At 67.5% G+C, this 26,776-nt stretch carries 24 protein-coding genes; 10 read left to right on the top strand and 14 right to left on the bottom strand.

Annotation, left to right across the window (positions count from 1 at the left end; genetic code table 11):
- The first annotated feature begins 10 nt into the window (after positions 1–10).
- Positions 11–1,102: a Gfo/Idh/MocA family protein gene (locus ACSQ1X_RS01375; RefSeq protein WP_436059238.1), complete on the top strand. Its 1,092-nt coding sequence runs from the start codon at positions 11–13 to the stop codon at positions 1,100–1,102.
- A gap of 235 nt (positions 1,103–1,337) precedes the next feature.
- Positions 1,338–2,783, top strand: a complete 1,446-nt coding sequence (locus ACSQ1X_RS01370) for a DUF222 domain-containing protein (protein WP_436059237.1) — start codon at positions 1,338–1,340, stop codon at positions 2,781–2,783.
- Between the two features lie 60 nt (positions 2,784–2,843).
- Here the strand turns inward: ACSQ1X_RS01370 and ACSQ1X_RS01365 are convergent, their stop codons facing one another.
- Both ACSQ1X_RS01365 and ilvD read right to left on the bottom strand, forming a co-directional pair.
- The gene (locus ACSQ1X_RS01365; RefSeq protein WP_055801744.1) at positions 2,844–3,479 is read right to left on the bottom strand and encodes a DedA family protein; all 636 of its coding nucleotides are present in this window, start codon (positions 3,477–3,479) and stop codon (positions 2,844–2,846) included.
- 58 nt (positions 3,480–3,537) lie between these two features.
- A complete protein-coding gene (ilvD, locus tag ACSQ1X_RS01360; protein ID WP_436056366.1) occupies positions 3,538–5,400 on the bottom strand; it encodes a dihydroxy-acid dehydratase in 1,863 nt (620 codons plus the stop codon).
- A gap of 75 nt (positions 5,401–5,475) precedes the next feature.
- Between ilvD and ACSQ1X_RS01355 the strand changes: the two genes are divergently transcribed.
- Together ACSQ1X_RS01355 and ACSQ1X_RS01350 are read left to right on the top strand one after the other, a co-directional pair.
- Complete coding sequence (locus ACSQ1X_RS01355; protein WP_436056365.1) at positions 5,476–6,327, top strand: helix-turn-helix transcriptional regulator; 852 nt, start codon at positions 5,476–5,478, stop codon at positions 6,325–6,327.
- A 108-nt stretch (positions 6,328–6,435) separates the two neighbouring features.
- A complete protein-coding gene (locus ACSQ1X_RS01350) occupies positions 6,436–7,398 on the top strand; it encodes a 1-phosphofructokinase family hexose kinase (protein WP_055801751.1) in 963 nt (320 codons plus the stop codon).
- A 38-nt stretch (positions 7,399–7,436) separates the two neighbouring features.
- On the opposite strand, the gene ACSQ1X_RS01345 is transcribed toward ACSQ1X_RS01350, so the two are convergent.
- The 6 genes from ACSQ1X_RS01345 to ACSQ1X_RS01320 all read right to left on the bottom strand — a co-directional run bounded on the left by ACSQ1X_RS01345 (position 7,437) and on the right by ACSQ1X_RS01320 (position 11,443).
- Positions 7,437–7,871, bottom strand: a complete 435-nt coding sequence (locus ACSQ1X_RS01345) for an SRPBCC family protein (protein ID WP_436056364.1) — start codon at positions 7,869–7,871, stop codon at positions 7,437–7,439.
- 42 nt (positions 7,872–7,913) lie between these two features.
- Positions 7,914–8,243, bottom strand: a complete 330-nt coding sequence (locus ACSQ1X_RS01340) for a YciI family protein (RefSeq protein WP_055801753.1) — start codon at positions 8,241–8,243, stop codon at positions 7,914–7,916.
- Complete coding sequence (locus tag ACSQ1X_RS01335; protein ID WP_436056363.1) at positions 8,240–8,722, bottom strand: SRPBCC family protein; 483 nt, start codon at positions 8,720–8,722, stop codon at positions 8,240–8,242. The genes ACSQ1X_RS01340 and ACSQ1X_RS01335 overlap by 4 nt, the downstream gene beginning before the upstream one ends.
- Before the next feature lie 40 nt (positions 8,723–8,762).
- Entirely contained in the window at positions 8,763–9,740 is a 978-nt protein-coding gene (locus tag ACSQ1X_RS01330; protein ID WP_436056362.1) for a TIGR03086 family metal-binding protein, read from the bottom strand.
- Positions 9,727–10,059, bottom strand: coding sequence for an ArsR/SmtB family transcription factor (locus ACSQ1X_RS01325; RefSeq protein WP_028270391.1), 333 nt, complete (start codon positions 10,057–10,059; stop codon positions 9,727–9,729). Before ACSQ1X_RS01325 ends, ACSQ1X_RS01330 begins: the two co-directional genes overlap by 14 nt.
- Positions 10,060–10,159: 100 nt before the next feature.
- Positions 10,160–11,443 (bottom strand): MFS transporter, encoded by a 1,284-nt coding sequence (locus ACSQ1X_RS01320; RefSeq protein ID WP_235505833.1) that lies wholly within the window; start codon positions 11,441–11,443, stop codon positions 10,160–10,162.
- Positions 11,444–11,744: 301 nt separating this feature from the next.
- Between ACSQ1X_RS01320 and ACSQ1X_RS01315 the strand changes: the two genes are divergently transcribed.
- From ACSQ1X_RS01315 to ACSQ1X_RS01300, 4 genes are all read left to right on the top strand, one after another.
- Positions 11,745–12,473, top strand: coding sequence for a GntR family transcriptional regulator (locus ACSQ1X_RS01315; protein WP_436056361.1), 729 nt, complete (start codon positions 11,745–11,747; stop codon positions 12,471–12,473).
- A gap of 134 nt (positions 12,474–12,607) precedes the next feature.
- Complete coding sequence (locus ACSQ1X_RS01310) at positions 12,608–13,954, top strand: L-fuconate dehydratase (RefSeq protein ID WP_436056360.1); 1,347 nt, start codon at positions 12,608–12,610, stop codon at positions 13,952–13,954.
- Entirely contained in the window at positions 13,951–15,423 is a 1,473-nt protein-coding gene (locus tag ACSQ1X_RS01305; protein ID WP_436056359.1) for an aldehyde dehydrogenase (NADP(+)), read from the top strand. Before ACSQ1X_RS01310 ends, ACSQ1X_RS01305 begins: the two co-directional genes overlap by 4 nt.
- A complete protein-coding gene (locus ACSQ1X_RS01300; protein WP_436059236.1) occupies positions 15,420–16,637 on the top strand; it encodes a fumarylacetoacetate hydrolase family protein in 1,218 nt (405 codons plus the stop codon). The genes ACSQ1X_RS01305 and ACSQ1X_RS01300 overlap by 4 nt, the downstream gene beginning before the upstream one ends.
- Here the strand turns inward: ACSQ1X_RS01300 and efeB are convergent.
- The 4 genes from efeB to ACSQ1X_RS01280 all read right to left on the bottom strand — a co-directional run bounded on the left by efeB (position 16,630) and on the right by ACSQ1X_RS01280 (position 21,283).
- The gene (efeB, locus tag ACSQ1X_RS01295; protein ID WP_436056358.1) at positions 16,630–18,030 is read right to left on the bottom strand and encodes an iron uptake transporter deferrochelatase/peroxidase subunit; all 1,401 of its coding nucleotides are present in this window, start codon (positions 18,028–18,030) and stop codon (positions 16,630–16,632) included. The genes ACSQ1X_RS01300 and efeB overlap by 8 nt on opposite strands.
- Positions 18,027–19,256, bottom strand: a complete 1,230-nt coding sequence (efeO, locus tag ACSQ1X_RS01290; RefSeq protein ID WP_436056357.1) for an iron uptake system protein EfeO — start codon at positions 19,254–19,256, stop codon at positions 18,027–18,029. The genes efeB and efeO overlap by 4 nt, the downstream gene beginning before the upstream one ends.
- 34 nt (positions 19,257–19,290) lie before the next feature.
- Positions 19,291–20,145, bottom strand: a complete 855-nt coding sequence (gene efeU, locus ACSQ1X_RS01285) for an iron uptake transporter permease EfeU (RefSeq protein ID WP_436056356.1) — start codon at positions 20,143–20,145, stop codon at positions 19,291–19,293.
- A 133-nt stretch (positions 20,146–20,278) separates the two neighbouring features.
- On the bottom strand, positions 20,279–21,283 hold the full coding sequence (locus ACSQ1X_RS01280) for a LacI family DNA-binding transcriptional regulator (RefSeq protein ID WP_055801783.1): 1,005 nt from the start codon (positions 21,281–21,283) through the stop codon (positions 20,279–20,281).
- 147 nt (positions 21,284–21,430) lie between these two features.
- Here ACSQ1X_RS01280 and ACSQ1X_RS01275 point away from each other — a divergent pair, with 147 nt between their 5' ends.
- Positions 21,431–22,429, top strand: a complete 999-nt coding sequence (locus ACSQ1X_RS01275) for a family 43 glycosylhydrolase (RefSeq protein WP_436056355.1) — start codon at positions 21,431–21,433, stop codon at positions 22,427–22,429.
- 17 nt (positions 22,430–22,446) lie between these two features.
- Here the strand turns inward: ACSQ1X_RS01275 and arfA are convergent, their stop codons facing one another.
- Positions 22,447–23,964, bottom strand: coding sequence for an arabinosylfuranosidase ArfA (arfA, locus tag ACSQ1X_RS01270; RefSeq protein WP_436059235.1), 1,518 nt, complete (start codon positions 23,962–23,964; stop codon positions 22,447–22,449).
- A 161-nt stretch (positions 23,965–24,125) separates the two neighbouring features.
- Here arfA and ACSQ1X_RS01265 point away from each other — a divergent pair, with 161 nt between their 5' ends.
- The gene (locus ACSQ1X_RS01265) at positions 24,126–25,235 is read left to right on the top strand and encodes a trypsin-like peptidase domain-containing protein (protein ID WP_436056354.1); all 1,110 of its coding nucleotides are present in this window, start codon (positions 24,126–24,128) and stop codon (positions 25,233–25,235) included.
- 4 nt (positions 25,236–25,239) lie between these two features.
- Here the strand turns inward: ACSQ1X_RS01265 and araA are convergent, their stop codons facing one another.
- Positions 25,240–26,775: an L-arabinose isomerase gene (gene araA, locus ACSQ1X_RS01260; RefSeq protein ID WP_055801792.1), complete on the bottom strand. Its 1,536-nt coding sequence runs from the start codon at positions 26,773–26,775 to the stop codon at positions 25,240–25,242.
- Position 26,776: the final 1 nt, after the last annotated feature.

Raw genomic sequence — 26,776 nt, 5'->3', positions numbered from 1 at the left:
GGAGTCACCGCTGAGATCACCGCTGCGGATCGGCGTGGTGGGCTGCGGCAACATCATCGCCGCCTACCTGGCCACGTTTCCGCGGCTAACCACCGTCAAGCTGGTGGCGGTTGCGGACATCGATCCCTCCCGGGCGGAGGCCGTGGCGGCCGGGCAGCCGGGGGTGCGGGCGCTGGGCGTGGACCAGCTGCTCGCGGACCCGGAAGTTGACCTGGTCCTCAACCTGACCATCCCGGCAGCCCACGCGGACATCGCCCTGCGTGCCGTCGCCGCCGGCAAGGCGGTCTACGGCGAAAAGCCCCTGGCTGCCACGACTGACGAGGCACGCAAGGTGCTGGAGGCAGCAGCGGCGGCGGGCGTCGTCGTCGGCTGCGCACCGGACACGGTCCTGGGAACCGGCATCCAGACGGCCCGCAAGGCGATCGACGACGGCCTGATCGGGGCGCCGATCTCGGCGACGGCCACGATGGTGACTCCCGGGCATGAGCGCTGGCATCCGCAGCCGGACTTCTACTACGTCCCCGGCGGCGGTCCGCTGCTGGACATGGGGCCCTACTACGTCTCGGCGCTGGTGACGCTGCTGGGTCCTGTGGTGTCCGTGATCGGGGCGGCGAGCCATACGCGCGGCACCCGGACCATCGGCGCCGGACCGCGCGCCGGCGAGACCGTGCCGGTCAGCACGGACACCCATGTGACGGGGGTGCTGGTGCACGAATCCGGCGCGCTGTCCACGCTGGTGATGAGCTTCGACGCCGTGGCGACTCAGTCGGCCAATCTGGAGATCCACGGCGAAACGGGGTCGCTGGTGGTGCCCGACCCCAACCATTTCGACGGCGACGTCAAGCTGCGCAGCCTGGGCGGCGAGGGGTGGGAGGTTCTTCCCGTCTCAGCCGGCTACGTTGGCTCCGCCCGCGGCTACGGCCTGCACGACCTCGCCCGGAGTCCGGCCGGTACGGAGCCCCGGGCCGGCGGGGAGCTGGCCTTCCACGTGCTGGAGGTGATGGAATCCGTGCTGGAGTCAGCGGCCCTGGGGCAGTCGGTGAAAGTGGCCAGCCGGTGCGAACGGCCCGAGGCGGTGCCGCTGACCGACCTCGGCGGTTAGCGGCCCCGGCAGTTAGCAACCCCGGCGAGGCGCCGGCGAGGCACCGGCGAATCCGCCAGCCGCCGTCGTACGTGCCAGGTGACCAGGGCGGCCGCCGCCACTGCGGCGACAACGACGGCGGCGGCGCTGCCGGCAGTGCGCGCCAGGGCACCTCTGATGCAGGCCTTTAAATGTCGGTGCCTGCTGACATGCTGTGGGTGTGGAAAGCAGTGCGGTTGCGGAGACGTTGGAGGCCATGGCGGCCTCCCTTTCTGCGCTGGCTGCCTGTGCCGGTCGCCTGGATGGAAACGCTGCCGGGAACGTGGCCCCGGCCGGTGCTGACCCGCTCCAGGACGAGGCGGACGCGTGCCTGGACGGCCTGGCTGTTGTGGGCAGCCTGGAAGCCAGGATGGCCGCGCTGAAGGTGCACTTTGCCGCCGGATACGCCCACGCTGCCGCGGCCTTGGCGGCCCCGGCCGGTTCCCCGCAGGGGTGCACCGCCCAGGAAATGGCGGTGACAGCAGAGGTGGCCTGTGTCCTGACGGTGAGTGAACGGTCGGCAGCCGCGCTCCTGGCGGATTCAGCCACCCTGACCGAGGACTTGCCGCTGACGCTGGCTGCGCTGGGGGCAGGGACCATTTCATGGCAGCACGCTCGGGTGATGTGCGATGAAACATCCGGTCTGGACCCCGCCGCGGCCGCCGCCCTCGAGGCTCACTTCCTGGACCCCGAGGCCCCCTTTGCGGCGCGTGGCTGCCCGGCCGGGGAGCTGGTGCCGGGCAGGTTCCGGGCTAAAGCGCGCAGCTGGCGCGAACGGCACCATCCCGTGAGCATCGAAGCCCGCCACCGCAAGGGTGCGAAGGAGCGCCGGCTGGAACTTGTCCCGGACCGGGACGGCATGGCCTGGCTCTCCGCCTACGTGACTGCCGATGTGGCGGCGGGTGTCTGGTCCCGTGCCACGGACGCGGCGCGCGCCCTGCAGGGGCCGGCCGAAGCCCGGACCCTGACCCAGCTCCGTGCCGACGTCGCCACATCCTGGCTGCTTGGAGGCGACGCGGAAGGAATCCCGTCACCCAAAGCGCAGGTCCTGGTGACCGTTCCGGTGTTGTCGCTTCTCGGGGTAGCGAACGAACCGGCCACGCTGGACGGCTACGGACCTATACCTGCCAGCATGGCCCGCCGGCTTGTCGCGGACGGCGCCACATCGTTCCTGCGCGTCCTGACGGATCCGCGCAGCGGAGCGCCGCTGGAGATAGGACGCACCAGCTACCCGGTTCCGAAAGCGATGCGCCAGTGGTTGCGGCTTCGGGATGGCCGCTGCCCTTTCCCCGGCTGCAGCAACCACTCCCTGGACAACGAGGCGGACCACCTCCTGGCGTGGTCGGACGGAGGCGGCACCGGAATCTCGAACCTTGGCCAGCCCTGCCGCAAACACCACCGCCTGAAACACAGCTCACGCTGGAAACCTGTTGGCGCCACCAAGGATCAGCCGCCCGGCTGGATCTCACCTTCAGGACGCTCATATCCCAGCGAACAACAGGACTGGGAACCACCACACTGGCCGGACCACCCCGGCCACACGGGCGAAGATCCGGAGAGGGAGCCGCCCACAGGGCCGGACGGACTTCCCGGTGCCCCCGGTCCCGGGCCACCATTACCGATGGATCCCTTCCCTGACTGGGCACTCTTCATCGCGGCCTAGGATCACCCGCGACTCTGCTGCTGCCCGGTCACCCTTGGTGAGCAGTCTCTGCCCTGGGGGTCACCGTTGCGGACGCGCGCTGCTGTCTGCAGCCGTCGCCTGCCGGTGCCGGCGGATCCGCCAGGTGACCAGAACGCCGACCGCCACTGCTGCGACAACGACGGCGGCGGCGCTGCCGGCAGTGCGCGCCACCTCGTCGTAGAGGTTCCCGGCCAGGTACCCTAGGGTTACGAAGAGGCTCCCCCAGAGCACGCCGCCGGTGATGTTCCAGAGTGCGAAGCGCCGGTAGGGCATGCCGCTGAGTCCGGCCAGTGCCGGCATCACGGCGCGGAAGAAGGCGGTGAAGCGGCCCAGGAAAACGGCCGGGCCTCCCCGCCGCCTGAGGAACTCCCGGGCTTTCTCGAGTTGGGGCCGCTTCCGGTCAAAGATCTTTCGGGTAACCAGCCGGGGGCCCAGGTGTTTGCCGATTTCGTAGCCCACCGTGTCTCCCAGGATCGCGGCGGAAACCACCACGGCAATCATGGCTGGCAGCGGGAAGCCTCCCTTTCCGGCGATCACCCCGCCCACCACGGCGGCCGTTTCGCCCGGAATGACGAAGCCGATGAAGAGGGCGTCCTCGGCGAAGACCAGGGCGAACACAACACAGGCCACCAGCAGCGGGCTGGCGTTGAGGAGTCCGTCGAAGAATGCCTGCATCAGGAACAGTGTGGCAGTTGAGGCGGGCGGGCGTCAGCCTGCCCGCCTCAACAAGTTGTTAGATGCGCTCCAGCAACGACACGTCCCGGACGGCACCCCTGTCTGCGGAGGTGGCCATCGCGGCGTAGGCGCGCAGCGCGGCGGAAACCTGGCGCTCCCGGTCCTTGGGCTTGAACCCGCCGTTGACCAGCAGTTTCTCACGGCGTTCGGCGAGGACCTCGTCGGAGACCTCCAGATGCAGGGAGCGCTGACTGATGTTGATGCTGATGATGTCGCCGTCCTCCACCAGGGCGATGGTGCCGCCGGAGGCAGCTTCCGGGGAGATGTGCCCGATCGACAGGCCGGAGGTGCCGCCGGAGAAGCGGCCGTCCGTGATGAGGGCGCACTTCTTGCCGAGGCCGCGGCCCTTGAGGAACGACGTCGGGTAGAGCATCTCCTGCATGCCCGGACCGCCCTTGGGGCCTTCGTAGCGGATGACCACCACATCGCCTTCCGTGACGCCCTTGTTCAGGATCTTCTCCACGGCTTCATCCTGGGACTCGCACACGACGGCCGGGCCTGAGAAGGTCCAAATGGACTCGTCCACCCCGGCGGTCTTCACCACGGCGCCGTCCAGTGCCACGTTTCCGCGGAGCACGGCCAGTCCGCCGTCCTTGGAGTAGGCGTGCTCCACGGAGCGGATGCAGCCTTCCGCAGCGTCGGTGTCCAGGGAGGTCCACTCGTTCGACTGGGAGAACGCGGTGGAGGAGCGGACGCCGCCGGGAGCCGCGTGCCACAGGGCCTGCGCCTCTTCGGTGGCCTTGCCGCCGCGGATGTCCCAGTCATCGAGCCAGCCGTCCAGGTCACCGGAGTGCACGGAATGGACGTCCTTGTGCAGGAGGCCGCCCCGGTTCAGCTCGCCCAGCAGGGCGGGGATGCCGCCGGCGCGGTGAACGTCCTCCATGTAGTAGGTCTTGTCCTTGGCGACGTTTGGGGCCACCTTTGCCAGGCAGGGCACCTGGCGGGACTTGGCGTCCATCTCGGCCAGGCCGTAGTCCACGCCCGCCTCCTGGGCCGCGGCCAACAGGTGCAGGATGGTGTTGGTGGAGCCGCCCATGGAGATGTCCAGGGCCATGGCGTTGTCGAAGGCCTTCGCAGTCGCGATGGAGCGCGGCAGCACGGAGTCGTCGTCGCCGTCGTAATAGCGCTTCACGAGATCGACGACGGTGGCGCCGGCCTTCTCGTACAGCGCCTTGCGGGCGGTGTGGGTCGCGAGCACGGAGCCGTTGCCCGGCAGGGCCAGGCCGATGGCCTCGGCCAGGCAGTTCATGGAGTTGGCGGTGAACATACCCGAGCAGGAACCGCAGGTGGGGCAGGCGTTCTCTTCAATGAGGTTGATGTCCTCGTCGGAGATGGACTCGTCCACGGCGTCGGCGATCGCGTTCACCAGGTCCAGGGAGCGCACGGAGCCGTCGGTCAGGGTCACGCGGCCGGCCTCCATGGGACCGCCGGAGACGAACACAACCGGGATGTTGAGGCGCAGCGCAGCCATGAGCATGCCCGGGGTGATCTTGTCGCAGTTGGAGATGCAGACCAAAGCGTCGGCACAGTGGGCGTTGACCATGTACTCCACGGAGTCGGCGATCAGGTCGCGGGACGGCAGGGAGTAGAGCATGCCGGAGTGGCCCATGGCGATGCCGTCGTCCACGGCAATGGTGTTGAACTCGCGCGGCACGGCGCCGGCGGCGAGGATCGCGTCGGAGACGATCCGGCCCACGGGGGCGAGGTGGGTGTGGCCAGGAACGAACTCGGTGAAGGAGTTGGCCACGGCGATGATCGGCTTGCCGATGTCCGAGTTGGCGACGCCGGAGGCGCGCAGCAGTGCGCGGGCGCCGGCCATGTTGCGGCCATGGGTGACAGTACGTGAACGAAGAGGAGGCATGGTACCGATCATGCCGTCCCGGGCCGCACGGCGGAAGACAGAACTGATACTAGTAGTAGGAGTACCAGACTACTAGTGTTGGTGACTGTGAAAGAGGCAGGCGAGAGGCGCAAGGAACTGGGACTCTACCTGCGGGCACGCCGCGAGCAGGCGCTGCGGTCGGAGTACGGACTTCCGCCGGTGGCGCGCCGGCGTGAACGCGGACTGCGGCGGGAAGAGATTGCCTTCCTTTCCGGGGTCAGCGTCACCTGGTACACATGGCTGGAGCAGGGACGGGACATCCGGCCCTCGCGGGAAGTGCTTGAGGCTGTGGCCCGCACCCTGCACCTCTCAGAGGCCGGCCGCTCCTATGTCCTGTCACTGGGCGGCTATTCCGTACCGGTGTCGGCCGGCCCGGCGGCCGTTGATGCGCCGGCCCACATCCAGCGGCTCCTCGACGCACTGGGCCCCAACCCCGCCTTCGCGCTGGCCCCCGACTGGAGCGTCACGGGCTGGAACCGGGCCTACGCCGCGCTGTATCCCAATATTGCGAACGTGGCCGCAGCGGAGCGGAACCTGCTGTGGCTGGTCTTTACCGATCCCTACGTGAAGGAACTGCTGCCCGACTGGGACGTCACCAGCAGGCGCTTCCTGGCAGAATTCCGGGCAGAAGCCGGGCAGCGGCTGGGCGATCCGGACGTGGCCTACCAGGTGGAGCGGCTCAGGGAAACGAGTCCCGGGTTCAAGGAGGGCTGGGACCGGTACGACATCCTCGGCTTCGAATCCCGCGAACGGCTGTTCCGCCACCCGGCGGTGGGCATCCTGAGGCTGGAGCACCATCAGGTCTCACCGTCGGACCGGCCGGACCTCCATATTGTGGTCTACACTCCGGTACCGGGCAGCGATGCCGCGGAGCAAATCGAGCGGTTGCTGGCCGCCGGCCGTTAGCTGCCCCGGATCTCAGGCCACGCTGCGGGCAGGTGCCCGGCCAGGCCCCTACTAAAGACGTGAGGCGGCGGAACCCCGAACGGTTCCGCCGCCTCCTATGCTTGGGCCATGGAAGCCGCACAGCAGTTGGGCAGCAAGCCGATACTCACCCTGACGGTGAACCCGGCGTTGGACATCAGCACCTCGACCGAACAGGTCAGCAGCGGCCACAAGCTCAGGTGCGGCGCGAGCCGGCTCGACCCGGGCGGCGGAGGCGTCAACGTGGCAAGGGTCATCCAGCGCCTCGGCGGCCACACCTTGGCCGTGTACACCGCAGGCGGGCCGACCGGTGAGGCCTACCGCCGGCTCATCGAAGCGGAGCGCATCCCGACGCTGGCCGTACCGATCCAAGGAAGCACACGCCAGGACTTCACCGTTGATGAGACGTCCACCGGGAAACAGTTCCGGTTCGTCCTTCAGGGCCCGGAGCTCTCGGAACCGGAGTGGCAGGCCTGCCTGGACCGTGTTGCCGGGGCGATGCCGGTGGGCGGCTACGTGGTGGCCAGCGGCAGTCTCCCGCCCGGGGTGCCGGATGATTTTTATGCGAGGGTTGCCCGGCTGGCGCGGCAGTCCGGTGCCCACTGCATCGTTGATGCCTCCGGACCGGCCCTCACCGAGGCGCTTGCCGAGGGCGTGTTCCTGGTTAAACCAAGCCTCCGCGAACTGGGGGCGCATTTCGGCGCGGCCCTCGACAGCGAGCAGAGCCAGGTGGACGCTGCCTCGGCCCTCGTGGCTGACGGGGCCGCGGAACACGTCGCACTGACGCTCGGCGAGGCTGGAGCCTTGCTCGCGTCGAAGTCGGGCCTGATCCGGTTGGCCGTGCCGGACGTGCCGGTGGTCAGCACGGTCGGGGCCGGCGACAGTTTTCTTGGCGCTTTTGTGCTCCGGCTCGCGCAGGGCCGCCCGCTTGAAGCGGCGTTCCGGGCTGCCGTGGCCGCCGGAAGTGCCACGGTCATGACGCCTGCCACCGAACTTTGCCACCGCGCCGACGTCGAACGCCTGGAGGCTGAGCTCTCCAGCGCAGTGCCCTGACCGACCGCAGCGGCTTCCGGCAGGGACACCCAGTCTGCCTACCGTGCCTCGAGAACGGCCTTCAGCATCCGGAGCTGGGCAACCTCGCCCTGCATGGTTTTGGTGACGAGCCCGTCCAGGACTTTCATGAGACCGGGGAGCTTTAGGTCCAGGACAAAGCGGACGGTGGTGCGGCCGTCGGCTTCGCTCAGGATGTACTCGCCGTGTGGCCGTGCCGGACCGGCGACCACGTCGAAAGCCAGCAGACGTCCGGGCTCCGCCGCCGTGATCCGGTAGTCCCCCTGGATCGGCTTTCCCCGGGGTCCGGTGAGCGTCTGGCTGTAGACAGCCCCGAGCTGGCCGGCGTCGCCGCTGGCCAGCCCGATGTCCTTGACGCCGCTGCGCCAGGCCGTGTTATTCAGCCCGTCGGCCAGGAAGTCATAGACTTCCGCGGCGGTTCGGTCGATGGTGATCTCGTTTTCGGCGTGGGCCATTCAGTGCCTCTCGTGTGGCTCCCGGAAGGCGGGGGCAACTTGCTACATCTGCATATCGGCGAGCTCGAAGATCTCGAGCCTGAACTTACCACTGCCTTCGGACAGGAATGGGTGGCCGTCCGCGAGCGCCTTCGCTCCGTCGAGGTTTTCGGCTTCCACAATTGAGTAGCCGTTCAGGTCGGAGGCCTCCGCGGCGGATCCGTCGTCCACCATCGAGGTGCCTGCGGCGAACGGTGCGCCGGCGTCCAGCAATGCCGGGCCCAGCTTCTCCATCCAGGCACCCCAGGCGGCCATTTGTTCAGCGGACTGCTCCGGCGTGAACTGGTCCATGGGCGTGGCCGGTCCCTTGTAGAGGTAAATGAACTTGCTCATGACTTGTCCTTTCGTTGTGTTTTTTCCTCTGTGGCCCGCGATCCGTCCCCTTCGAGCAGGGACTTCAGCTTCGCGAGGTCCTTCCGCATGGCCCGGCGCATCATCGGGGCCATGACGAGGCCGGCAACTGCGGAGAAGCCGGCCGGTGTGCCGGCGTTGCGCAGGGTCATCCGGGTGTAACCGGCGTCGGCCGCCGACCAGGTGTAGGTGGTCTGCATGGGGAACGGCCCCTGGGCCGTGCGCATTACCAGCCTCCTGCCAGGGTCCAGCTCGGTAAATTCGTAGACGTATTCCAAGGTCCGTCCGAGGAACTGTGCCTTGAACGCCACCTTGGAGCCCACGGCCAACGGCGGGGCCGTTTCCCAGCTGACTGCCTTGATGTTGCTGTACCAGGCCGGCGCATTATCCGGGTTGGCCGCGTAAGCGTAGACAGCTTCGGGCGGTCGGCGGATCTCTGTTTCCGTCACCACATCAACCATTTCCGGCACCTTCCGCGGGTCTCGTTCCCTCTCGACGACGCTAGAGCCCGGCAACCTGCCGGCCGGTGAAGGCAACCAGGCGTTCCAGGCTTGCCGCCGATTCATCAACAAGGGTTTCCTCGGCAAAGCTCTTGCCGCGCATCTGCGGGCTGATGGTGTTCCGGGCGAGGCCAAGGACGTAGTCGGAAAGGACCGGCGAAACGCTCAGCTCCTGGCCGGTTGCCCGGGCGAAGTCCCACGCGTGGACCAGCAGTTCCAGGTTCAGGATGTTGGCAACGATGGTTGCCGGCAGTTCGGCGAAGCCCATGTCCACGGTTCCCTCCGTGCCGCGGGCGCGGAATGCCTCCAGGGTGGCCTGCGCAGCATCCGCAATCCGCACCTCCGGCGTCGCAGCCGACTGGTCAGGCACGGTCACACCGAGGGCCTTGCCGATCGATGCGATCGAACCAAAGAGATGGTCCAGGAGGGCGTCAACGGTGAAGTCCTCGCACGGCGTCGGTGAACCCAGGTCTGATTTCCCCACCCCGCGGAGGACCCGCTGCGCAACAGCCAGGGCCGCCTCGGCGCTGGAAAGTTCGTCGATGGGGTCCGGGGCTGCAGCCCATTCGTCCGGGCCGGCATCTCCGTTCGCGGCAAGCTGCACGAGCCTCTCAAGGAAATGGTTCCAGCCTTCGGCGTGGCCCACCTCCTGCTGTTCCGTCAGTCCCTCGTGAATGAGCTGGACCGTGGTTCCGCCTTCGACAGCCTCCAGGTTCACGGTCACGGTCGACGCTCCCGGCGGCAGCCCGGCGTCGCCCTCCCATCCCCAGGTGTAGACGATCCGCTTTCCCGGCTCGATTTCGGTGAAACTTCCCATCGCCGAGTGCCCCGGCGTAATAGTCCACCGGTATTCCCCGCCCACGCGGAGGTCCACCCGCGCCGCCACCGTCTTCCAGCGCCGCAACCGCTCCGGTTGCGTGATGAGCTCGAAGGCGGCGTCCGGGTCAACCGGAACGAATACTGTCTTATTGAATGTCATCAGAATTCCCTTGTGATGGTTGCTGGCCCAGCCGGCCGGCGTCGGCCACCAGCAGGTCCAGTTCGGTTGTCCAGAAAGCCTCGAATTGTTCACGCAGCCGGACCATCCCGGCGCCGTCCAGGCGGTAGTACCTGTTCCGGCCGTCTTTCCGGGCGGTCACCAGCCCCACTTCCGAGAGAAGCAGCAGGTGCTGGGAAATGGCCGACCTGCTGACCGGAAAATGGCCGGACAGCTCGGTGACCGTCTTCTCCCCCTCCGCCAGCAGCCGAAGCAGCGCCCGCCTGTTGGGCTCCGTCGCGACTTCCAGAAGATCAGGCACAGAAAATACGTTAGTCGCCACTAACGCATTAAGCAAGGGGTAGGCCGGGCATGGAAAAGGGCGGCGGCAACCCTTCCGGGTCGCCGCCGCCCACTTGCAGTTATGCGACCGCTACGGGCTCTTTGACCTTCAAGGGTTCAATCTTGCCCATGACGAACAGGTAGTTGGCAGCGCCCACGAGCGAGACGGCCCCGATGACCGCCAGCGGGGCCACGAAGGAACCAGTCTGGTCCACCAGCACGCCGATCAGGATCGGAGTGAAGATGCCGGCCAGGTTGGAGGCGAAGTTCTGCAGTCCGCCGATGGATCCGACGTGCCTGGAGCTCGGCGCAACGTCCGCGGGCAACGACCAGATGCCGGTTGCTGCGACGGTGAGGCTCGAGTAGGCGACGGAAAGCAGCGCCAAGGCCATCCAGGCTTCCGGCACGAGGGCGGCGAACATGATGACGGAGCCGCCCGCGAGGCCGCCGGCGATGGCGGTCTTGCGGACCCTGGTGACGGATGCGCCGGCCCGTACCGCGCGGTCGGCCAGGTATCCGCCCAGCCAGCCGCACAGAACCGCGCAGATGCCGGGAATGGCACCGAAAAAGCCCAGCTTGAGCAGGTCGAATCCGCGTTCCTTGACGAGGTAGCTGGGGAAGAAGGTGATGAAGAAGTAGATGGCGCTGTTCAGGCAGAAGAAGCCGAACATCATGCTCAGGATGGTGCGGTACTTGAAGAGTGAGCGCCAGGGCAGCTTGGCTGCGTCGGCGTCGTCGCTGCCTTCGCCGCGGGCACCGCCTTCTTCGATGTAGGCCACTTCGGCGGCGTTCGCGCCGGGGTGCTCCTGGGGGCTGCGGTACACCTTCCACCAGACGGCGGCCCAGATAAGGCCGGCGACGCCGATGATGATGAACACTGCATGCCATGAGGTCAGCGCCACGATCAGGGTAACGATGGGCAACGCGATCACGGCCCCCACGCGGGATCCCGAGTCCCAGATGCTGGTGGCGAATGCCCGTTCACGGACCGGGAACCACGTGGCCACCACTTTCGCCGCAGTGCTGGGCGCAGGGCTTTCGCCGACACCCAGGAGGAAGCGCGCTGCGAACAGGGACCAGAAGTTCGTCGCCGCGGCGGTCACCATCGTGAAGATGGACCACCAGACAGCCGCCAGCGAGAACGACCTGCGCGGCCCCACCTTGTCCACGTACCAGCCGGCCGCCAGCTGGCAGAAGTCGTAGGCCCAGAAGAAGGCGGCAAAGATCAGGCCCTGCTGGGTGGCGGTCAGCTCGAAGTCCTTGCCCATGAACGGCAAGGCAACGCTCAGGCTGGAGCGGTCAAGGTAATTGATGCTCAGCCCGATGAAAGCAAGCCAAATGATGACCCAGCGCTTCCGGGTCATTATTCGGGGATTTTTGGTCGATGTCGTACTGGCAACTTTACTTCCGAGCGCAGTCATGTGGTCTCCTTCGACGTGAACATGGCTTCGGGCGCCTATGGCGCCGGGGGAAGACACCGAAGATATCGATGCCAAATCATATAGGAATCTGGTTAATCATATAGAAAATGTGATCCGGATCAAGCCCCCCCTGAAAAATCGCCCCCAGCAGCCCCCTCCGGGGCGGCTGAAGGTCCGGTGGAATATGATTCCCCCAGCGACTCCAACCCGGACACCACCCCAACCAGCACTAAGAGGTCAGCGCGTGCCCCCACGTCAGTCTTCCGATATCTCCCGAGGCAAAGCCGCCGTCAGCGATGTGTATGCATCGATGCGCGCCTCCATCCTCGAAGGCGAGATCGCGCCCGGCACCAGGATCAACATCGACGCCGTTTCGCGAAGTTTGGGCGTTTCGCAGACGCCGGTGCGTGAGGTGCTGCAGCGGCTGGAAGGCGACAACCTGGTGGTCTACAACCCCGGCAAGGGCTACAGCACCACTCCCCTGCTGGACCTGGCCGAACTGCGCTCCCTCTTTGAATTCCGGCTGCTGGTGGAACCCTGGGCAGCGCGGTCTGCGGCCGTAGACCGGTTAGCCAACCCGGCCGCGGCCCTCGAGAAGGAAATTAAGGCATTCCGCGGGGCCATGAAGTCCGAAGGCGACCTCCGGCAGGACCTGGTGGCCCATGACACCAGGTTCCATGACACCATCCTCGCCGCCGCCGGCAATACCGTGGTCCGCCACGCCTTCGCCCAGACGCACTGCCACCTGCATACCTTCCGCCTCTACCCGGCCGACGTCGACGGCGCCATCACCGTCGCGGAACACTCGGCCGTCCGCGAGGCCATCCATGCCTGCCGGCCGGAACAGGCCGAAGCAGCCATGGCGGAGCACATCCGAAACTCCTTTACCCGCTTCGCCCAGGCCTTCGAAGGACACGCCGACCTCGCGCCACTGGAGGACAGCGGGCCGCCCAGGCGGCACATCGTGGATTAGAACCCAACCCCGGCCCCGCGGCCGGGGTTTTCTTTTTGCCACGGACTTGATCTGGATCACGTTTCATATATGATTACTGAAATTCATATAGGAAATCATGCCCACCTTCCACAGCAATCCGAGAGAAGAGATCCATGCCTTCCATCACTTCCATCACCACCCAGGACGTCCGCTTTCCCACGTCGCTGGAACTCGATGGCTCCGACGCGGTCAACGTTGACCCCGACTACTCCGCCGCCTACGTCGTCATCCGCACCGACGCGGGGGACGAAGGCCACGGCTTCGTCTTCAGCTGCGGCCGCGGCAGCGAGATCCTCACTGCGGCCATCGAGTCCTACGCGGGGCTTCTGCGGGGCCGGGACATCGACGAACTGATCTACGACCTGGGCAACGCTTCCAAGCGCCTCATCCACGACTCGCAGCTCCGCTGGCTCGGCCCGGAAAAGGGCGTCACGCAGATGGCCGCCGGCGCGCTGGTCAGCGCCCTCTGGGACATCCGCGCCCGGCGCGAGAACAAGCCGCTCTGGCTGCTCCTGAGCGAAATGTCCCCGGAGGAGATCGTGGACGTTGTGGACTTCACCCACATCCGCGACGCCCTGAACCCGCAGCAGGCATTGGAAATCCTCCGCGCGGGCCAGGACGGCAAGTCGGCCCGCATCGCCAGCCTCCGGGCTCACGGCTACCCCGCGTACACCACCTCACCCGGATGGCTGGGCTACAGCGACGAAAAACTGGTCCGGCTCAGCAAGGAAGCGGCGACGGCCGGTTTCTCGATGATCAAGCTCAAGGTGGGCGGCGACATCGCTGACGACCGCCGCCGCATGGGCCTCGCACGGCAGGCCGTGGGAGACCTCCCCATCGCCATAGACGCCAACCAGCGCTGGGAGGTGTCCGAAGCGATCGAATGGGTCAACCAGCTCGCAGAGTTCAACCCGTACTGGATCGAAGAGCCCACCAGCACTGACGACATCCTCGGGCATGCGGAGATCCGGAAGGGAGTCGCTCCGGTCCGCGTCGCCACCGGCGAGGCCGTGGCCAGCCGGATTGTTTTCAAGCAGCTGCTGCAGGCAAGGGCCATCGACGTCCTGCAGCTCGACTCCACCCGTGTGGGCGGGGTCAATGAGAACATCGCCAACCTGCTTCTGGCCGCCAAGTTCGGCGTCCCGGTCTGCCCCCACGCCGGCGGCGTTGGCTTGTGCGAGCTTGTCCAGCATTTCTCCTTCTTCGACTTTGCCGCCATCACCGGAAGCCAGGACGGCCGCATGATCGAATATGTGGACCACCTCCACGAGCACTTCGCCGAACCGGTCCGGATCGTTGGCGGACGCTATGCCGCCCCGGAACTCCCTGGCACTGGGGCGGAAATGCTCAGCGCTTCCCGGACGCGCTGGGAGTTCCCGTCCGGTGCGGGCTGGCTTGAAGTGGGCGACCGTGCGGCCGTTACCGGCGGCAGCCTTGCACCCGCGGGAGCCGGCCGATGAACAGCACCGCAGCCGAGCTGGACGCATCCGTCGAGGCCGCCCACGCGGCCTTCGAAAAGGCCCGGCTGGCAGGTCCCGGAACCCGGGCAACCTGGCTCGAGGCGGTAGCCGCCGGCCTGGAAGACGACGCCGCGGCCCTTGTTGATCTTGCGGTCGCCGAAACCCATCTCGCGGAACCGCGCCTCCAGGGCGAGCTGAAGCGCACCGTCTTCCAGCTCCGGCTTTTCGCTGACGAAATCCGCCGCGGCGAGCACTTCGACGCGACGATCGACCATGACGATGCCGCCTGGGGCATGGGGCCGCGGCCCGACCTTCGCCGGTACAACGTTCCGCTCGGCGTCGTGGGGGTCTTCGGGGCGTCCAACTTCCCCTTCGCCTTCAGCGTGATGGGCGGCGATTCCGCGTCGTCACTGGCGGCCGGCTGCGCCGTCGTGCACAAGGCACACGACGGCCACCGGGAGCTCGCGGTCCGCACCGCCGAAACGGTGACCGCCGCACTGGAGTCCGCCGGGGCGCCGTCGGGCCTCTTCTCCCTGGTCACCGGCCGCCCGGCTGCGGAAGCGCTGGTTGACCACCCGCTGGTGAAGGCCATCGGTTTCACGGGTTCGACGGCGGGCGGCCGGGCATTGTTCGACCGTGCGGCCGCGCGGCCGGAACCGATCCCCTTCTTCGGGGAACTGGGCGGCATCAATGCCGTCTTTGTCACCGGCAACGCCTGGGCTGCGCGCCGGGAGGAGATCCTCACTGGCTATGCCGGCTCCTTCACCCTGGGCATGGGGCAGTTCTGCACCAAACCCGGCGTGCTGTTCGTCCCTGCCGGGCAAACGGACGAGGTCCGGGACATTCTCCGGAATGCCCTCGAGGACTTCGCTCCGGCGCAGCTGCTCAGCGCACGGCTGCACGTAGGGTTCCGGCAGGCAGTCGCCGGGCTGCGGGACACGGCGGGCGTCCGGGTGCTGCTCGACGGCGACGTCGCCGAGGCTCCGGCACCCACCGTCCTGCTGACCACCTCCGAAGCGGTCCGCAGCGACCCCGGAATCCTCCGCCAGGAGATGTTCGGGCCCGCAAGCCTGGTGGTGGAGTACAGCGATGAATCCGAGCTCACTGCCTTGGCCGGGCTCCTGGAAGGCCAGCTGACCACCACCTTGCAGGCGGAAGCCGAGGACGACGTCGCGGAGCTTGCCGGCAGGCTCGCGGACATCAGTGGGCGTCTGCTCTGGAACGGCTGGCCCACGGGAGTGACCGTCAGTTACGCCCAGCACCACGGCGGCCCCTATCCGGCCACGACGTCGGGCACCACCTCTGTGGGGACGGCCGCCATCCGGCGGTTCCTGCGGCCGGTGGCCTTCCAGTCCTTCCCGCAGCCGCGGCTGCCGGAGCCGCTGCAGGATGCGAACCCGTGGAACGTTCCGCAAAGGGTCGACGGCGTCTGGCGGCGCCCGTCCGCACAGCCGGAGGCTCGGCTGTGACGGCGCTGCCGGCGTCGGTCGCGGCCGTGCTCCCGAAGGACGCGGAGGACGCCCTGCTCATTGGCCGTCTCTGGGACGTGGAAACCTCCGGTCCCCGGGTTGTGGCGGTTCAGGGCGGGGACGTGTTCGACCTGCAGCACCTCGCCGCCACAGTGTCGGAACTGCTGGAACGTTCGGACCCCGCTGCAGACGTCCGTTCCGCCATGACTGTGCCGCGGTGGAAGACGGCGGACGTCGTCGAAGCGTCCCTGGCGCAGGACACTTCCCTTCCGCACTTGCTGGCGCCCGTTGACCTCCAGGTCATCAAGGCCTGCGGCGTGACTTTCGTGGACAGTATGATCGAGCGCGTCATCGAGGAGCGCTGTGGCGGAGATGCCGGCAGGGCCACTGAAATGCGTGAACTCGTAGGCAGGGCGCTCGGCGGCAGCATCGGCGACGTACGTCCGGGCTCGCCCGAGGCTGCCGAGGCCAAGCGGGTGCTCATCGCCGAAGGGCTGTGGTCGCAGTACCTTGAGGTGGGCATCGGCCCGGACCCCGAGGTCTTCACCAAGGCGCCTGTGCTGTCCTCCGTAGGCCTGGGTGCCGGCGTCGGGATTCCCGCGTTCAGTTCCTGGAACAACCCGGAACCGGAACTCGTCCTGATTGTCACGTCCGCCGGCAAAGTTGTGGGCGCCACACTCGGCAACGACGTCAACCTCCGCGACGTCGAAGGGCGGAGCGCCCTGCTGCTGGGCAAAGCCAAGGACAACAACGCTTCCAGCGCGCTGGGGCCGCTGATCCGGCTGTTCGACGGCGGATTCACCCTTGAGACCCTGCGGCAGGAGGAGATCCTGCTCCGGGTGGAAGGATCAGGCGGGTACCTGCTGGAGGGCCGGAACACCGTGGCACGGATCAGCCGCCCGTTCGAGGAGCTGGTGGCGGCTACCTTCGGCAAGCACCACCAGTACCCGGACGGCTTCGCGCTGTTTACCGGCACGCTGTTCGCACCCACGCAGGACCGGGACGAACAGGGCCAGGGCTTCACCCACAAAATGGGGGACGTCGTCACCATCCGCAGCCGCCACCTCGGCGCCCTGGTCAACACCGTGGGTGCCGCCGAGGAGCTGCCGCCGTGGCGTTTCGGGCTGCGTCAGCTGTTCACCTACCTTGCAGTGCAGGAGCGGTCCGTTTCAGTTGTGGGCGCAGCAGTTGTGGGCGCGGCCAGCCTCAGCTGAACAGTCCCTCGCCGATGTAGCCGCCGGGTTTGGTGCCCGGCGGCACAGCGGCCAGGGCGGAGCCGGTGTGCTTGAGGTACTCCACGGCCAGGGTGTCCTGCTTGGCCATCGCCATCTGCATGGGCACGTAGTGCGTGCGCGGGTCCTTGACGAAGGCGATGAAGAACAAGCCTGCGTCGAGGTGCCCCAGCCCGTCGGAACCGTCCGTGTAGTTGTACCCGCGGCGCAGCATCCGGACGCCGCCGTTCTGGTCGGCGTGGGCCAGCCGGACATGTGAATCCATGCCCATCAGCGGCTCGCCGTCCTTGCCCTTGATGGTGAAGTCCGGCGCGGTGAATTCCTTGCCGCCGGACAGCGGAGCGCCCTCGGCCTTGGTCCGGCCGATCAGGGCTTCCTGCTCGCCCAGCGACGTCCGGTCCCAGATTTCGATATGCATGCGGATCCGGCGGGCCACCAGGTAGCTGCCGCCCTCCATCCAGGCTTCACCGGCCCGGGCGCCCTTCTCAGCCCAGACGTGGTTCTCCAGGAGGTCCGTGTCTTCGGCCTTGAGGTTGTTGGTGCCGTCCTTGAAACCGAAAAGGTTGCGGGGCGTCTGCTGTGCCCGGGACGTGGAGGCGGTGCGCCCGAAGCCCAGCTGGGACCAGCGGACGCGGACTTTCCCGAACCCCAGCCGTGCGAGGTTGCGGATGGCGTGAACAGCAACCTGGGGGTCGTCCGCGCAGGCCTGCACAATGATGTCGCCGCCGCTGCGCCCGGCCTGAAGGTCGTCGCCCGGGAAGTGCGGCAGGTCGATCAGGGCCTCAGGCCGGCGTCCCTCGAGCCCGAAGCGTGCCTTCCCGTCCTTTTCGAACAGGCTGGCACCGAAGCCGAACGTCACGGTGAGCTTGCCGGCGCTGAGGCCCATGGCTTCGCCCGTGTCCTGCGGCGGCGCGTCATAGGAGCCGCCGGTAGCGCCGGTTTCGCCGGCTTCCCGGCCCTGGGTCATCGCCTCCGCGGCGGCCGTCCAGTCTTTGAGGAGCCGGATCAGCTCGGCGCGGTCCTCGGTGATGAGATCGAAGGCGGCCATGTGCAGCCGGTCCTGCGCCGCCGTCGTAATTCCCGCCTGGCGTTCCCCGTGGAACGGGACGGTGTCATTGGCCGGCGCATCGTCGGCAGGTACTGCCGCGACGACGGCGTCGCGTCCCCACAGGCCGGCGGCGAGGCCGGCGAGCGCTCCCGCGCCCCCGACCCCGGCGAAGGAGAGCAGGCCGCGGCGCGAAACACCGCGCGTGGCAACAGGGCTGGCCTGTGACGTGTCCTGCGAAGCGCCCGGCCGGGCACCGTCCTGGACCCCGCCGTCGTGGCCGCCGCTATCCTGGCCGTCCCGGCCCGCGCCGAAAGGGCAGCCGGTCACAGCACGACTGCCGCAGTGAGGTTGGACAACGGCTCGCCGAGGGAATCCACCAGGGCGGCGAGGCGCTGGACCTGCTCGGGGCTCAGCTCGTTGTAGTAGGCAAACCCCTCGCCCCGGGCATGGGTCTTCAGTTCGGCCTGCAGCGCAGCGAACTTGGTGTCCAGGCTCTTGGCAAGCTCCGGGTCCTTCTGCTCCAGCACGGGCTTGAGGTTTTCGAAGGCGATCCGGGCACCGTCCACGTTGGCCTGGAAGTCCCAGAGGTCGGTGTGGGACCAGATTTCCTCTTCGCCCGTGACCTTGCCGGTGGCCACCTCGTCCAGCAGTTCCTTGGCACCGTTGCCCAGCTTGTCTGCCGTGAGCTCTACTGTCCGAGTGCGCTTGGCCAGCTCTTCGGTATCGGCCACCAGCTGGGCCGCGAGCTGTTCGCGGTCCGCTGCGCCCAGCGGCTGGAACCCGGCCGGCGGGAACAGGTCCTTTTCGGCGCGGTGCCAGCCGGTCCATTGCTCGCCCTCGGCCAGGTCCGCCTCGCGGGCGTCCAGCTTGGGGTCGAGGTCGCCGAAGGACTCGGCTACCGGTTCAATTCGTTCCCAGTGCATGCGCGTTGCGGCGTAGAGCTCCTTGGCGGTGGCAGCATCGCCGGCGGCGTACGCCTCGGCGAACTTCTTGGTACCGGCCAGAAGCTGCTCCGTCTGGTCCTTGACGTAGGCCACGTACTGGGTGGTCCCCTGGTCGGTGAGCGCTTTCAGGTCGCTGTCCACCGCGGGCTTGCTGCCGGAGTCGACCACGTCAAAACCGGCCCGGATGCCGTCGCCCACCATGCCGGGCTTGCAGGCTGTGTTGTATTTCCCCGCAGGGACCGTGACCACAAGGTTCCGCGTCAGGCCGGGCCCGATGTTTTCCACCTCACCCAGGATCCGCAGCCCGTCTTCCGCCAGCAGGTAGAACTCGGTGACCTGATCGCCGTCGTTCTGGACGGCGAACGTAAGGTTGCCGCTCTTCGCGGACGCCGTGGACACCTTGCAGGCGTCGCTGGTGCTGGTGACCTGGATGGGGCCGTCGGCCCCTGCCGGGGACGACGGTGCAGCGTTGTCCGTGCAGGCAGCAAGCATCAGGGGCAGGACGGCGACGGCGGCTGCGGCACTCAGGCGGACGGCAGTCCCACGCCGGCGGTCCGGGGTGCGTACTGCTGCTGAGGGGGCGGAATTGGGCAGGCTGGGGCTGGGCATGGAGTTGGTCCTTGGGGGTGCGGGAGTGGGCGGGTCAGGATGCCGCGACGGTTGCCCGGGCAGCTGTGTCCGGACGGGATGATGCGCGGGCACGGCGGTTGGAACGGAGGTAGAGGAACAGCACGGCCGGGACGTACAGCAGCCAGGCCGCAGCTTCCAGCCACGTGGTGGCAGGCGAGAAGTTCAGGGTGCCTTTGAGCAGGGTGCCGTACCAGGACGACGGCGGGATCGCCGCCGACACGTCAAAGGCCAGGCTGTGGAGTCCGGGGAGGATCCCGGCCTCCTGGAAGTCGTGGACAGCATAGGCAAGCACGCCTCCGGCGATTATGATCAGCGCGGCGCCACTCCAGGTGAAGAACGCGCCGAGGTTGATCTTGAGGACTCCCCGGTGCAGCAGGAAGCCGAGCAGGACGGCGGTGGCCAGCCCCAGCAAAGCGCCAAACAGCGGCGTTGCCGACTGCCCCGTGGCCTGGGCAGCCGCCCACAGGAAGAGCGCGGTTTCAAGCCCTTCCCGGCCCACGGCCAGTGCGGCGACGGCGGCGAGCCCCCACCCGGCGCCACCTGCAGCCCGGTCCACCTGCGAGCGGAGTCCGGTGCCGAGGGTACGGGCCGTGCGGGCCATCCAGAAAACCATCCACGTCACCAGCGCCACGGCCACCACGGAAAGGCTCCCGCCGATGGCTTCCTGCGCCTCGAACGTGAGCCCGCGCGGACCGAAGGTGAGCAGCGCACCGAACCCTGCCGACACGGCGACGGCGAATCCGACGCCCGCCCACAGCCTGGGCAGCAGGTGCTGCCTCCCGGTTTTGAGGAGGTATGCCATCAGGAGCACAACAACGAGTGTCGCCTCAAGGCCTTCGCGCAGGCCGATCAAATAGTTTGCTGTCATTCGTGGAGCCTCAGATATCGCAGCCAAGGTTAGGCTTGCCTTATAAGAGGATCACCCACGTGCCTGAATTAAGCAAACCAAACGTGAGGTAATTGGCAGTACATTACGCCGGGCTCCCCGGCGAAGTCTGAACTTAGGGCGCCGAGTCCCGCACCTTCAGTTCGAAGCCCGCTTCCACATGGAGCCCGGCGGCTGCCCGCTCCACACCTTCGATCCGGTCAATAAGCAGCTTGATGGACCGCTCGGCTATTTCCTCCATGCCGGGCGACACCGTAGTGAGGGACGGCGATGCGAAACGGGCCTCGTCGATGTCGTCGAAGCCTGCCACTGCCACGTCGTCCGGCACTTTGATGCCGCGGATCAGCAGTTCGTGCATGGCGCCCAGGGCAATTGCGTCATTCAGGCCAAAGACGGCGTCGAACGGGACGCCGCTTTCGGCCAGGCCGACGACGGCGGAGGCCCCGCCGTCGCGGCGCCACTCGCACTGCACCACCAGGGCCGGATCGAACTCCACTCCCGCAACTTCCAGCGCCTGCCGGTAACCATTAAGGCGCAGTCCAGGGCTGTCCGTCGTGTCCCCTGCCGCCGCGCCCAAGACGGCAATCCGGCGCCGGCCGGCTGCGAGGAGATGGGCGGTGATCGACGCCGCGGCCTCGGAATTCTTCATGGTCACCAGATCGAACCGCGGGTCCGCGATGTGCTCCCCCAGCATGACGATCGGCTTGGTGCCCTGGCGTGCGGCGATAGTCCCCGCGTCGAGGGCTAGCGGGGTAAACAGCAGACCGTCCGTCAGCTGGCGGAACGGGCCCTGGAGCGCGCTCAACTCGTGTGCCGCCTCCGCCCCGGACTGCTCCACCAGGACCCGATAGCCCCGACCGGCGGCGATGCTCATCAGCCGGGAGGCCAGCTCCGCGTAATAGGGCACGGAGAGATCGGACAGCACCAGCCCCAGCATGCGGGTTTTCCCGGAGCGCAGGCTGCGTGCCGTCAGGTTGGCTTCGTACCCCAGTTCCGCAATGGCATCAAGCACCTTCTGCTTGGTGGCTGGACGGATGAACTCGTAATCGTTGAGCACATTGGACACGGTCTTCAACGAGACGCCGGCGGCGCGCGCAACGTCATTCATGGTCACAGCCACAGGTGATTCCCTTCCCCGGCAACACTTTCAGCTACATCGTTGCAGACCGGCCCCGGATTTGCCCTGTCCGCACTGTATACAACGTTATAGGGTTGGCGGGTCAGCATCCGAGCCGGCCAGCGTCCGGCACGCACCGAAGGAACAGCAATGCCGCTCGCCCCGTCGCCCCTCTTCCGCTGCCCCGTGTTCGACGGCGCCGCCGATCCCGTTGTCATCCACCGCCGCGGCACCGCCGAGTGGTGGATGTTCTACACAGCCCGGCGCGCCACGCTCACCACTGCCGGCGTGGACTGGATTACCGGCACCAGGATTGGAATCGCCGTCTCTACGGACGCCGGGGCCACCTGGCAATACCGCGGCGTGGCGGAGGGGCTCGATCCCCGGGATTGCCCTGGTCTGAACACCCACTGGGCGCCGGAAGTGGTGTGGCAGGACGGCAAATACCACATGTTCCTGGCCTGGGGCGAGGGCGCTCCGGGCAGCTGGGCCGAGCAGACCCGGCGTCGGCTGGTGCACTTCACGAGTCCCGATCTGGAGCGGTGGGAGTTCGCGGGCCGGGTGGACGTCGGTTCCGAGAACGTCATTGACGCCGCCTTCGCCGTCGTCTCGGACGGCCGTGCGCGCCTCTGGTTCAAGGACGAGGTGGACGGCTCCACCACATGGTCCGCCGTCCGGGAAGGTGCCCTGGAAGGCGCGGACGGTCGCTGGCGGGCCGAGGGTCAGGTGATCGGGCTGCCCGCGCACGAAGGTCCCAACGTGTTCCGGCTGGGCGGCTGGTACTGGATGGTGGTGGACGAGTGGCGCGGCCAGGCGGTGCACCGCTCGGCCGACGGCCTGGCCTGGACCCGGCAGGAGGCAAACAACGGCCTCATCCTGGACGCCCCCGGCGCGGGAGCGGACGACGCCACTTACGGTCGGCACGCCGATGTGGTGACCCAGGGCGATCACGCCTACATCTTCTATTTCACGCATCCGGAATGGCAGGACACCGAAATGGTGAGCGGCCTGGCAGACCCGGCCCGGGCGGTCCGTGAGCAGCGCACCAGCATCCATGCGGCGCGGCTCCACGTGGAGGGGGACGCCCTGGTCTGCACCCGCGACCTGGACGCCCCCGTTCACCTTGATCCGGCTCTGCTGGAGAGCTAGTTCCGCTCGAATTCTGCCTAGCCTGCAGCTCCGTCAACGGACAGGCGGATCATGCTCCAGGAAACGGCGGGGAGCTCGGCGGTGAGCCGGCCGCCGTCGAGCTTCACACTGACGTTTTCGCCGGGCAGCACCGAGGTGGAGTCGTCCGCCGTCGCCTGCCAGTAAGGGTCCTTGTTGGCGAAGGTGACCGCTTCAACAACCTTGACGCTCCCGAGCCCGGCGACGGCGGCGCTCAGCGTGAGCGAGTCCGCGGCCGAGCGGTTCACGGCAAACACCACGGCTTCCCCTGACGCCTCATCGAAGGTGGCCACGGCTGACAGTGCGGCGAAGTCCGTGGTCTTGCCGCCGCTGAGCAGCGGGGATTCGACGGCGAGCTGCAGCACCGTGCCTTTGGCGCGATCCGACGTCAGGGCGAACGGGTGGAAGGTGGTCTGCTTCCAGGCACGGCCGCCGGGTTCGGTCATGATCGGGGCAATGACGTTGACCAGCTGCGCCAGGCTGGCGGAGTGGACACGGTCGGTGTTACGGAGCAGCGTGATGAGCAGGTCGCCCACCACCACGGCGTCCGCCACGGTGTACCGGTCCTCGAGCAGCACCGGGGCCACGGGCCAGTCCTTGCCGGTGGGCGCCTTGGATTCGTCGCGGCTCATGTGCCAGACATTCCACTCGTCGAAGGAGATGTTCACCTGCTTGGTGGACTTCTTGACCGACTTCACATGGTCGATATGCGCCACGATGTCCTTGATGAACGCCTCCATCCGGTGCCCCGAGGAGAGGTGTTCCTGAAGGTCGCCGAAGTCCTCAAAGTATTGGTGTGCCGAGATCAGATCCACCAGTTCGTAGGTCTCGGTGAGGACCACCCGCTCCCACTCGCCGAAGGTGGGCATGCCGGGGGCCGAGCTGCCGCAGGCCACGAGTTCCAGGTCAGGCTCCACCATCCGCATGGCGCGGGCAGTGTCCGCCGCCAGCCGGCCGTATTCGGTGGCGTTCTTGTGGCCGATCTGCCAGAAGCCGTCCATCTCGTTTCCCAGGCACCACATTTTGATGCCGTAACCGTTTTCGGCCCCGTTGGCCCGGCGCTGGTCGGAGAAGGCCGTGCCGGCGTCGATGTTGCAGTATTCCAGCAGGTCGAGGGCTTCCTGCGTCCCGCGGGTGCCCAGGTTCACGGCCATCATCGGTTCGACGCCGGCCTTGGCGGACCATTTGGCGAACTCGTCCACGCCCACATGGTTGGGGTCGGTGGAGTGCCAGGCCAGGTCGAGGCGCGCCGGGCGCTGTTCCACCGGCCCCACGCCGTCCTCCCAGCGGTAGCCGGAGACGAAGTTCCCGCCGGGGTAACGCACTGTGGACACGCCCAGTTCGCGGGTAAGTTCCAGGACGTCAGTCCGGAAGCCGTCCTCGTCAGCCTTGGGATGGCCCGGCTCGAAAATGCCGGTGTAGACGCAGCGGCCAAGGTGCTCCACGAAAGCGCCGAAGGTGCGGCGCCGGACGGGTCCCACGGCGAAGGCGGGGTCCAGGGTGATTTTGGCGGTCATCTTGCCTGCGGCAGGTTCGGTTGTGTTCACGTAAACATCCTCGTTTTCTCGGTCTCTACAACGTTATAGAAATCTATTCTTGGTGGTGAAGGCGCTGCCGTCAAGGGACGGCCGGGGACGGGCCGGTTCCGTCGACCCCAAGACGAACGAAAGGCAGCCTGATGATGATCTGGAATACGGGAACGCGCGGTGCCGCGCAGCGGGCCCTGGCCCTGGCAGCTGTTCTTGGACTGGCGCTGTCCGGCTGCACGGCGAGTCCGCCGCCGGGCCAGCGCCCCGCGTCCGCCGCCAGCACCCCGGTGCAGCCCGCGCAGCAGACAGCCCAGCCGGGTGCCACGCAGACGGCCCAGCCGGGCACCCCGCAGACGGCCGCGGACATTCCGTCCATCGTGGAGAACGTCCAGCCGTCCGTTGTCACGATCCTGACCAACGGCGGAGTGGGCAGCGGCGTGGTCTTCGCGGCGGAGGGACTGATCCTCACCAACGAGCATGTGGTGCGTGGCAGCACCGACGTGGAGGTCGCCTTTGCCGACGGCCAGCGGGTGGCCGGGACAGTCAAGGCCACGGACGCCATTTCGGACCTGGCACTCGTGGAGGCCAAGCGCACCGGGCTTCCGGCGGCGAAGTTCCAGTCCGACCTTCCGCGGGTGGGTGAACTGGCCATCGTGATCGGCTCGCCGCTGGGCTTCGAGAACACGGCGACGGCGGGCATCATCTCCGGGCTGCACCGCGAGATTCCCGGCTCGGCGGCCAGCAGCCAGTCGCTGGTGGACCTGATCCAGACCGATGCCGCCATCAGCCCCGGAAACTCGGGCGGCGCCGTCGTCAATTCCCGGGGCGAGGTGATCGGCATCAGCGAGGCCTACATTCCGCCGCAGTCCGGCGCCGTGGCACTGGGCTTCGCTATCCCCGCTGCAACGGCCGTCCGGGTGGCAGAACAGCTGCGCGAGGACGGCACCGCGGACCACGCTTTCATCGGCCTCCGCCCGGGCGGGATCACCTCACAGATTGCCGACCAGCTGGGGCTGCCGAACACCCGCGGCGCCCTGGTGCTCTCGGTGGTCAGCGACGGACCGGCGGACCGTGCCGGCATCCGGCCCGGCGATGTCCTCACCGCCCTGGACGGCAAGGAGCTGGCCTCGCCGGAGGACCTGCTGGCCGAGCTCCGCGGCAAGAGCCCGGACCAGACGGTTAATGTGAGCTACCGCCGGGGCACGGAATCCAAGGAGGCGAAAGTCACCCTCGCCGCCCGTCCCGCAGCGACCGGCTAAGCGCCTACAGCCCACCGGCCAGCTTGTAATAGGCCGCGTTCCAGTTCAGTTCCTTCTTGAACTGCTTGATGGTGGTGCCCTCATCAATGGCCAGGAGTTCGGTCTTCGCGATTTCCGCGAAGTCCTCGAAAACATCCATGCCCACCTGGGTGGAGAGCACCGTGTGGTGCGCCGCTCCGGCGGTCAGCCACGCAGCGGCGGAGGTGGCGAAGTCGGGCTTCGGGGACCAGAGCGCCCGTGCCACCGGCAGGTTGGGCAGGGGTTCGTCAAGGTCCACGACGTCGACGGCGTTCGCCACGAGGCGGAAGCGGTCACGCATGTCGGAGAGGGCCACCACGACGCCGGGGCCGGCGTCTGTATCGAAGACCATCCGGACGGGGTCTTCCTTGCCGCCGATGCCCAGCGGGTGGATCTCGACGCGCGGTTTCGTCGCTGTCAGCGACGGGCAGACCTCCAGCATGTGCGCGCCCAGGATCTTCTCCGAGCCGGGAGTCAGGTGGTAGGTGTAGTCCTCCATCAGGGAAGCGCCCCCGGGAAGTCCGGAGCCCATCACTTTGGCGGCGCGGACCAGGATAGCCGTCTTCCAGTCACCCTCGGCGCCGAAGCCGTAGCCGTCAGCCATCAGCCGCTGCACGGCCATGCCCGGCAGCTGGCGCAGTTCGCCGAGGTCCTCGAAGGAGGTGGTGAACGCGGCGGAGCCGTTGGCTTCAAGGAAGCTGCGCAGGCCCAGTTCGATCCGCGCGCTGTAGCGGAGCGATTCGTGCCGCGCTCCCCCGGCCTTCAGTTCCGGGACCACGTCGTAAAGACGCTCGTACTCCGCAACAAGGGCGTCGACGTCGGACTCTGCGGCGCCGTGCACGGCGTCGGCGAGCTCATTCACGGACCACGTGTTCACCGAAACGCCGAAGCGCAGCTCGGCCTCGGTCTTGTCGCCTTCGGTGACGGCAACGTTGCGCATGTTGTCGCCGAAGCGGGTCAGTTTAAGCGTGCGGACGGCAGCCCAGCCGGCCGAAGCGCGCTGCCAGACGCCCACCTGCCGGGTCACTTCAGGGTTGGACACGTGGCCCACAACGGTCTTGCGGGGAATGCCCAGGCGGGACTGGATGTAGCCGAATTCGCGGTCGCCGTGGGCTGCCTGGTTGAGGTTCATGAAGTCGAAGTCGATGTCCGCCCAGGGCAGCTCAACGTTGGCCTGGGTGTGCAGGTGCAGCAGCGGCTTCCGCAGCAGGTCCAGGCCCTGGATCCACATCTTGGCGGGGCTGAACGTGTGCATCCAGGCCGTCACACCGATCACGGAATCGTCCGAGTTGGCCTCCAGCGCGGTCCGGCGGATGGCGTCCGAATCCGTGAGGACCGGCTTCCAGACCACCTTGACGGGGACATCGGCGGACCCGTTCAGCGCATTGGCGATCTCCTGCGACTGCGCGGCGACCTGCTTGAGGACGTCCTCGCCGTAGAGGTGCTGGCTGCCGGTGAGGAACCAGACCTCGTACTGGCTGAGCGAAGTTCTGTTGGCGGACGTGTTGTTGGCGTTGCTCATG

The sequence above is a fragment of the Arthrobacter sp. LjRoot78 genome (assembly GCF_964254335.1).
Lineage (GTDB): Bacteria > Actinomycetota > Actinomycetes > Actinomycetales > Micrococcaceae > Arthrobacter.
This window is presented reverse-complemented; position numbering and strand designations above follow the sequence as displayed.

Excerpts from the sequence above, each read along its gene's own strand:
- ACSQ1X_RS01370 (WP_436059237.1), top strand. The coding sequence starts at position 1,338 with ATGGCGGCCTCCCTTTCTGCGCTGGCTGCCTGTGCCGGTCGCCTGGAT.
- ACSQ1X_RS01365 (WP_055801744.1), bottom strand. The coding sequence starts at position 3,479 with ATGCAGGCATTCTTCGACGGACTCCTCAACGCCAGCCCGCTGCTGGTG.
- ilvD (WP_436056366.1), bottom strand. The coding sequence starts at position 5,400 with ATGCCTCCTCTTCGTTCACGTACTGTCACCCATGGCCGCAACATGGCC.
- ACSQ1X_RS01350 (WP_055801751.1), top strand. The coding sequence starts at position 6,436 with ATGGAAGCCGCACAGCAGTTGGGCAGCAAGCCGATACTCACCCTGACG.
- ACSQ1X_RS01345 (WP_436056364.1), bottom strand. The coding sequence starts at position 7,871 with ATGGCCCACGCCGAAAACGAGATCACCATCGACCGAACCGCCGCGGAA.
- ACSQ1X_RS01340 (WP_055801753.1), bottom strand. The coding sequence starts at position 8,243 with ATGAGCAAGTTCATTTACCTCTACAAGGGACCGGCCACGCCCATGGAC.
- ACSQ1X_RS01335 (WP_436056363.1), bottom strand. The coding sequence starts at position 8,722 with ATGGTTGATGTGGTGACGGAAACAGAGATCCGCCGACCGCCCGAAGCT.
- ACSQ1X_RS01330 (WP_436056362.1), bottom strand. The coding sequence starts at position 9,740 with ATGACATTCAATAAGACAGTATTCGTTCCGGTTGACCCGGACGCCGCC.
- ACSQ1X_RS01320 (WP_235505833.1), bottom strand. The coding sequence starts at position 11,443 with ATGACCCGGAAGCGCTGGGTCATCATTTGGCTTGCTTTCATCGGGCTG.
- ACSQ1X_RS01310 (WP_436056360.1), top strand. The coding sequence starts at position 12,608 with ATGCCTTCCATCACTTCCATCACCACCCAGGACGTCCGCTTTCCCACG.
- ACSQ1X_RS01305 (WP_436056359.1), top strand. The coding sequence starts at position 13,951 with ATGAACAGCACCGCAGCCGAGCTGGACGCATCCGTCGAGGCCGCCCAC.
- efeO (WP_436056357.1), bottom strand. The coding sequence starts at position 19,256 with ATGCCCAGCCCCAGCCTGCCCAATTCCGCCCCCTCAGCAGCAGTACGC.
- efeU (WP_436056356.1), bottom strand. The coding sequence starts at position 20,145 with ATGACAGCAAACTATTTGATCGGCCTGCGCGAAGGCCTTGAGGCGACA.
- ACSQ1X_RS01275 (WP_436056355.1), top strand. The coding sequence starts at position 21,431 with ATGCCGCTCGCCCCGTCGCCCCTCTTCCGCTGCCCCGTGTTCGACGGC.
- arfA (WP_436059235.1), bottom strand. The coding sequence starts at position 23,964 with ATGACCGCCAAAATCACCCTGGACCCCGCCTTCGCCGTGGGACCCGTC.
- ACSQ1X_RS01265 (WP_436056354.1), top strand. The coding sequence starts at position 24,126 with ATGATGATCTGGAATACGGGAACGCGCGGTGCCGCGCAGCGGGCCCTG.
- araA (WP_055801792.1), bottom strand. The coding sequence starts at position 26,775 with ATGAGCAACGCCAACAACACGTCCGCCAACAGAACTTCGCTCAGCCAG.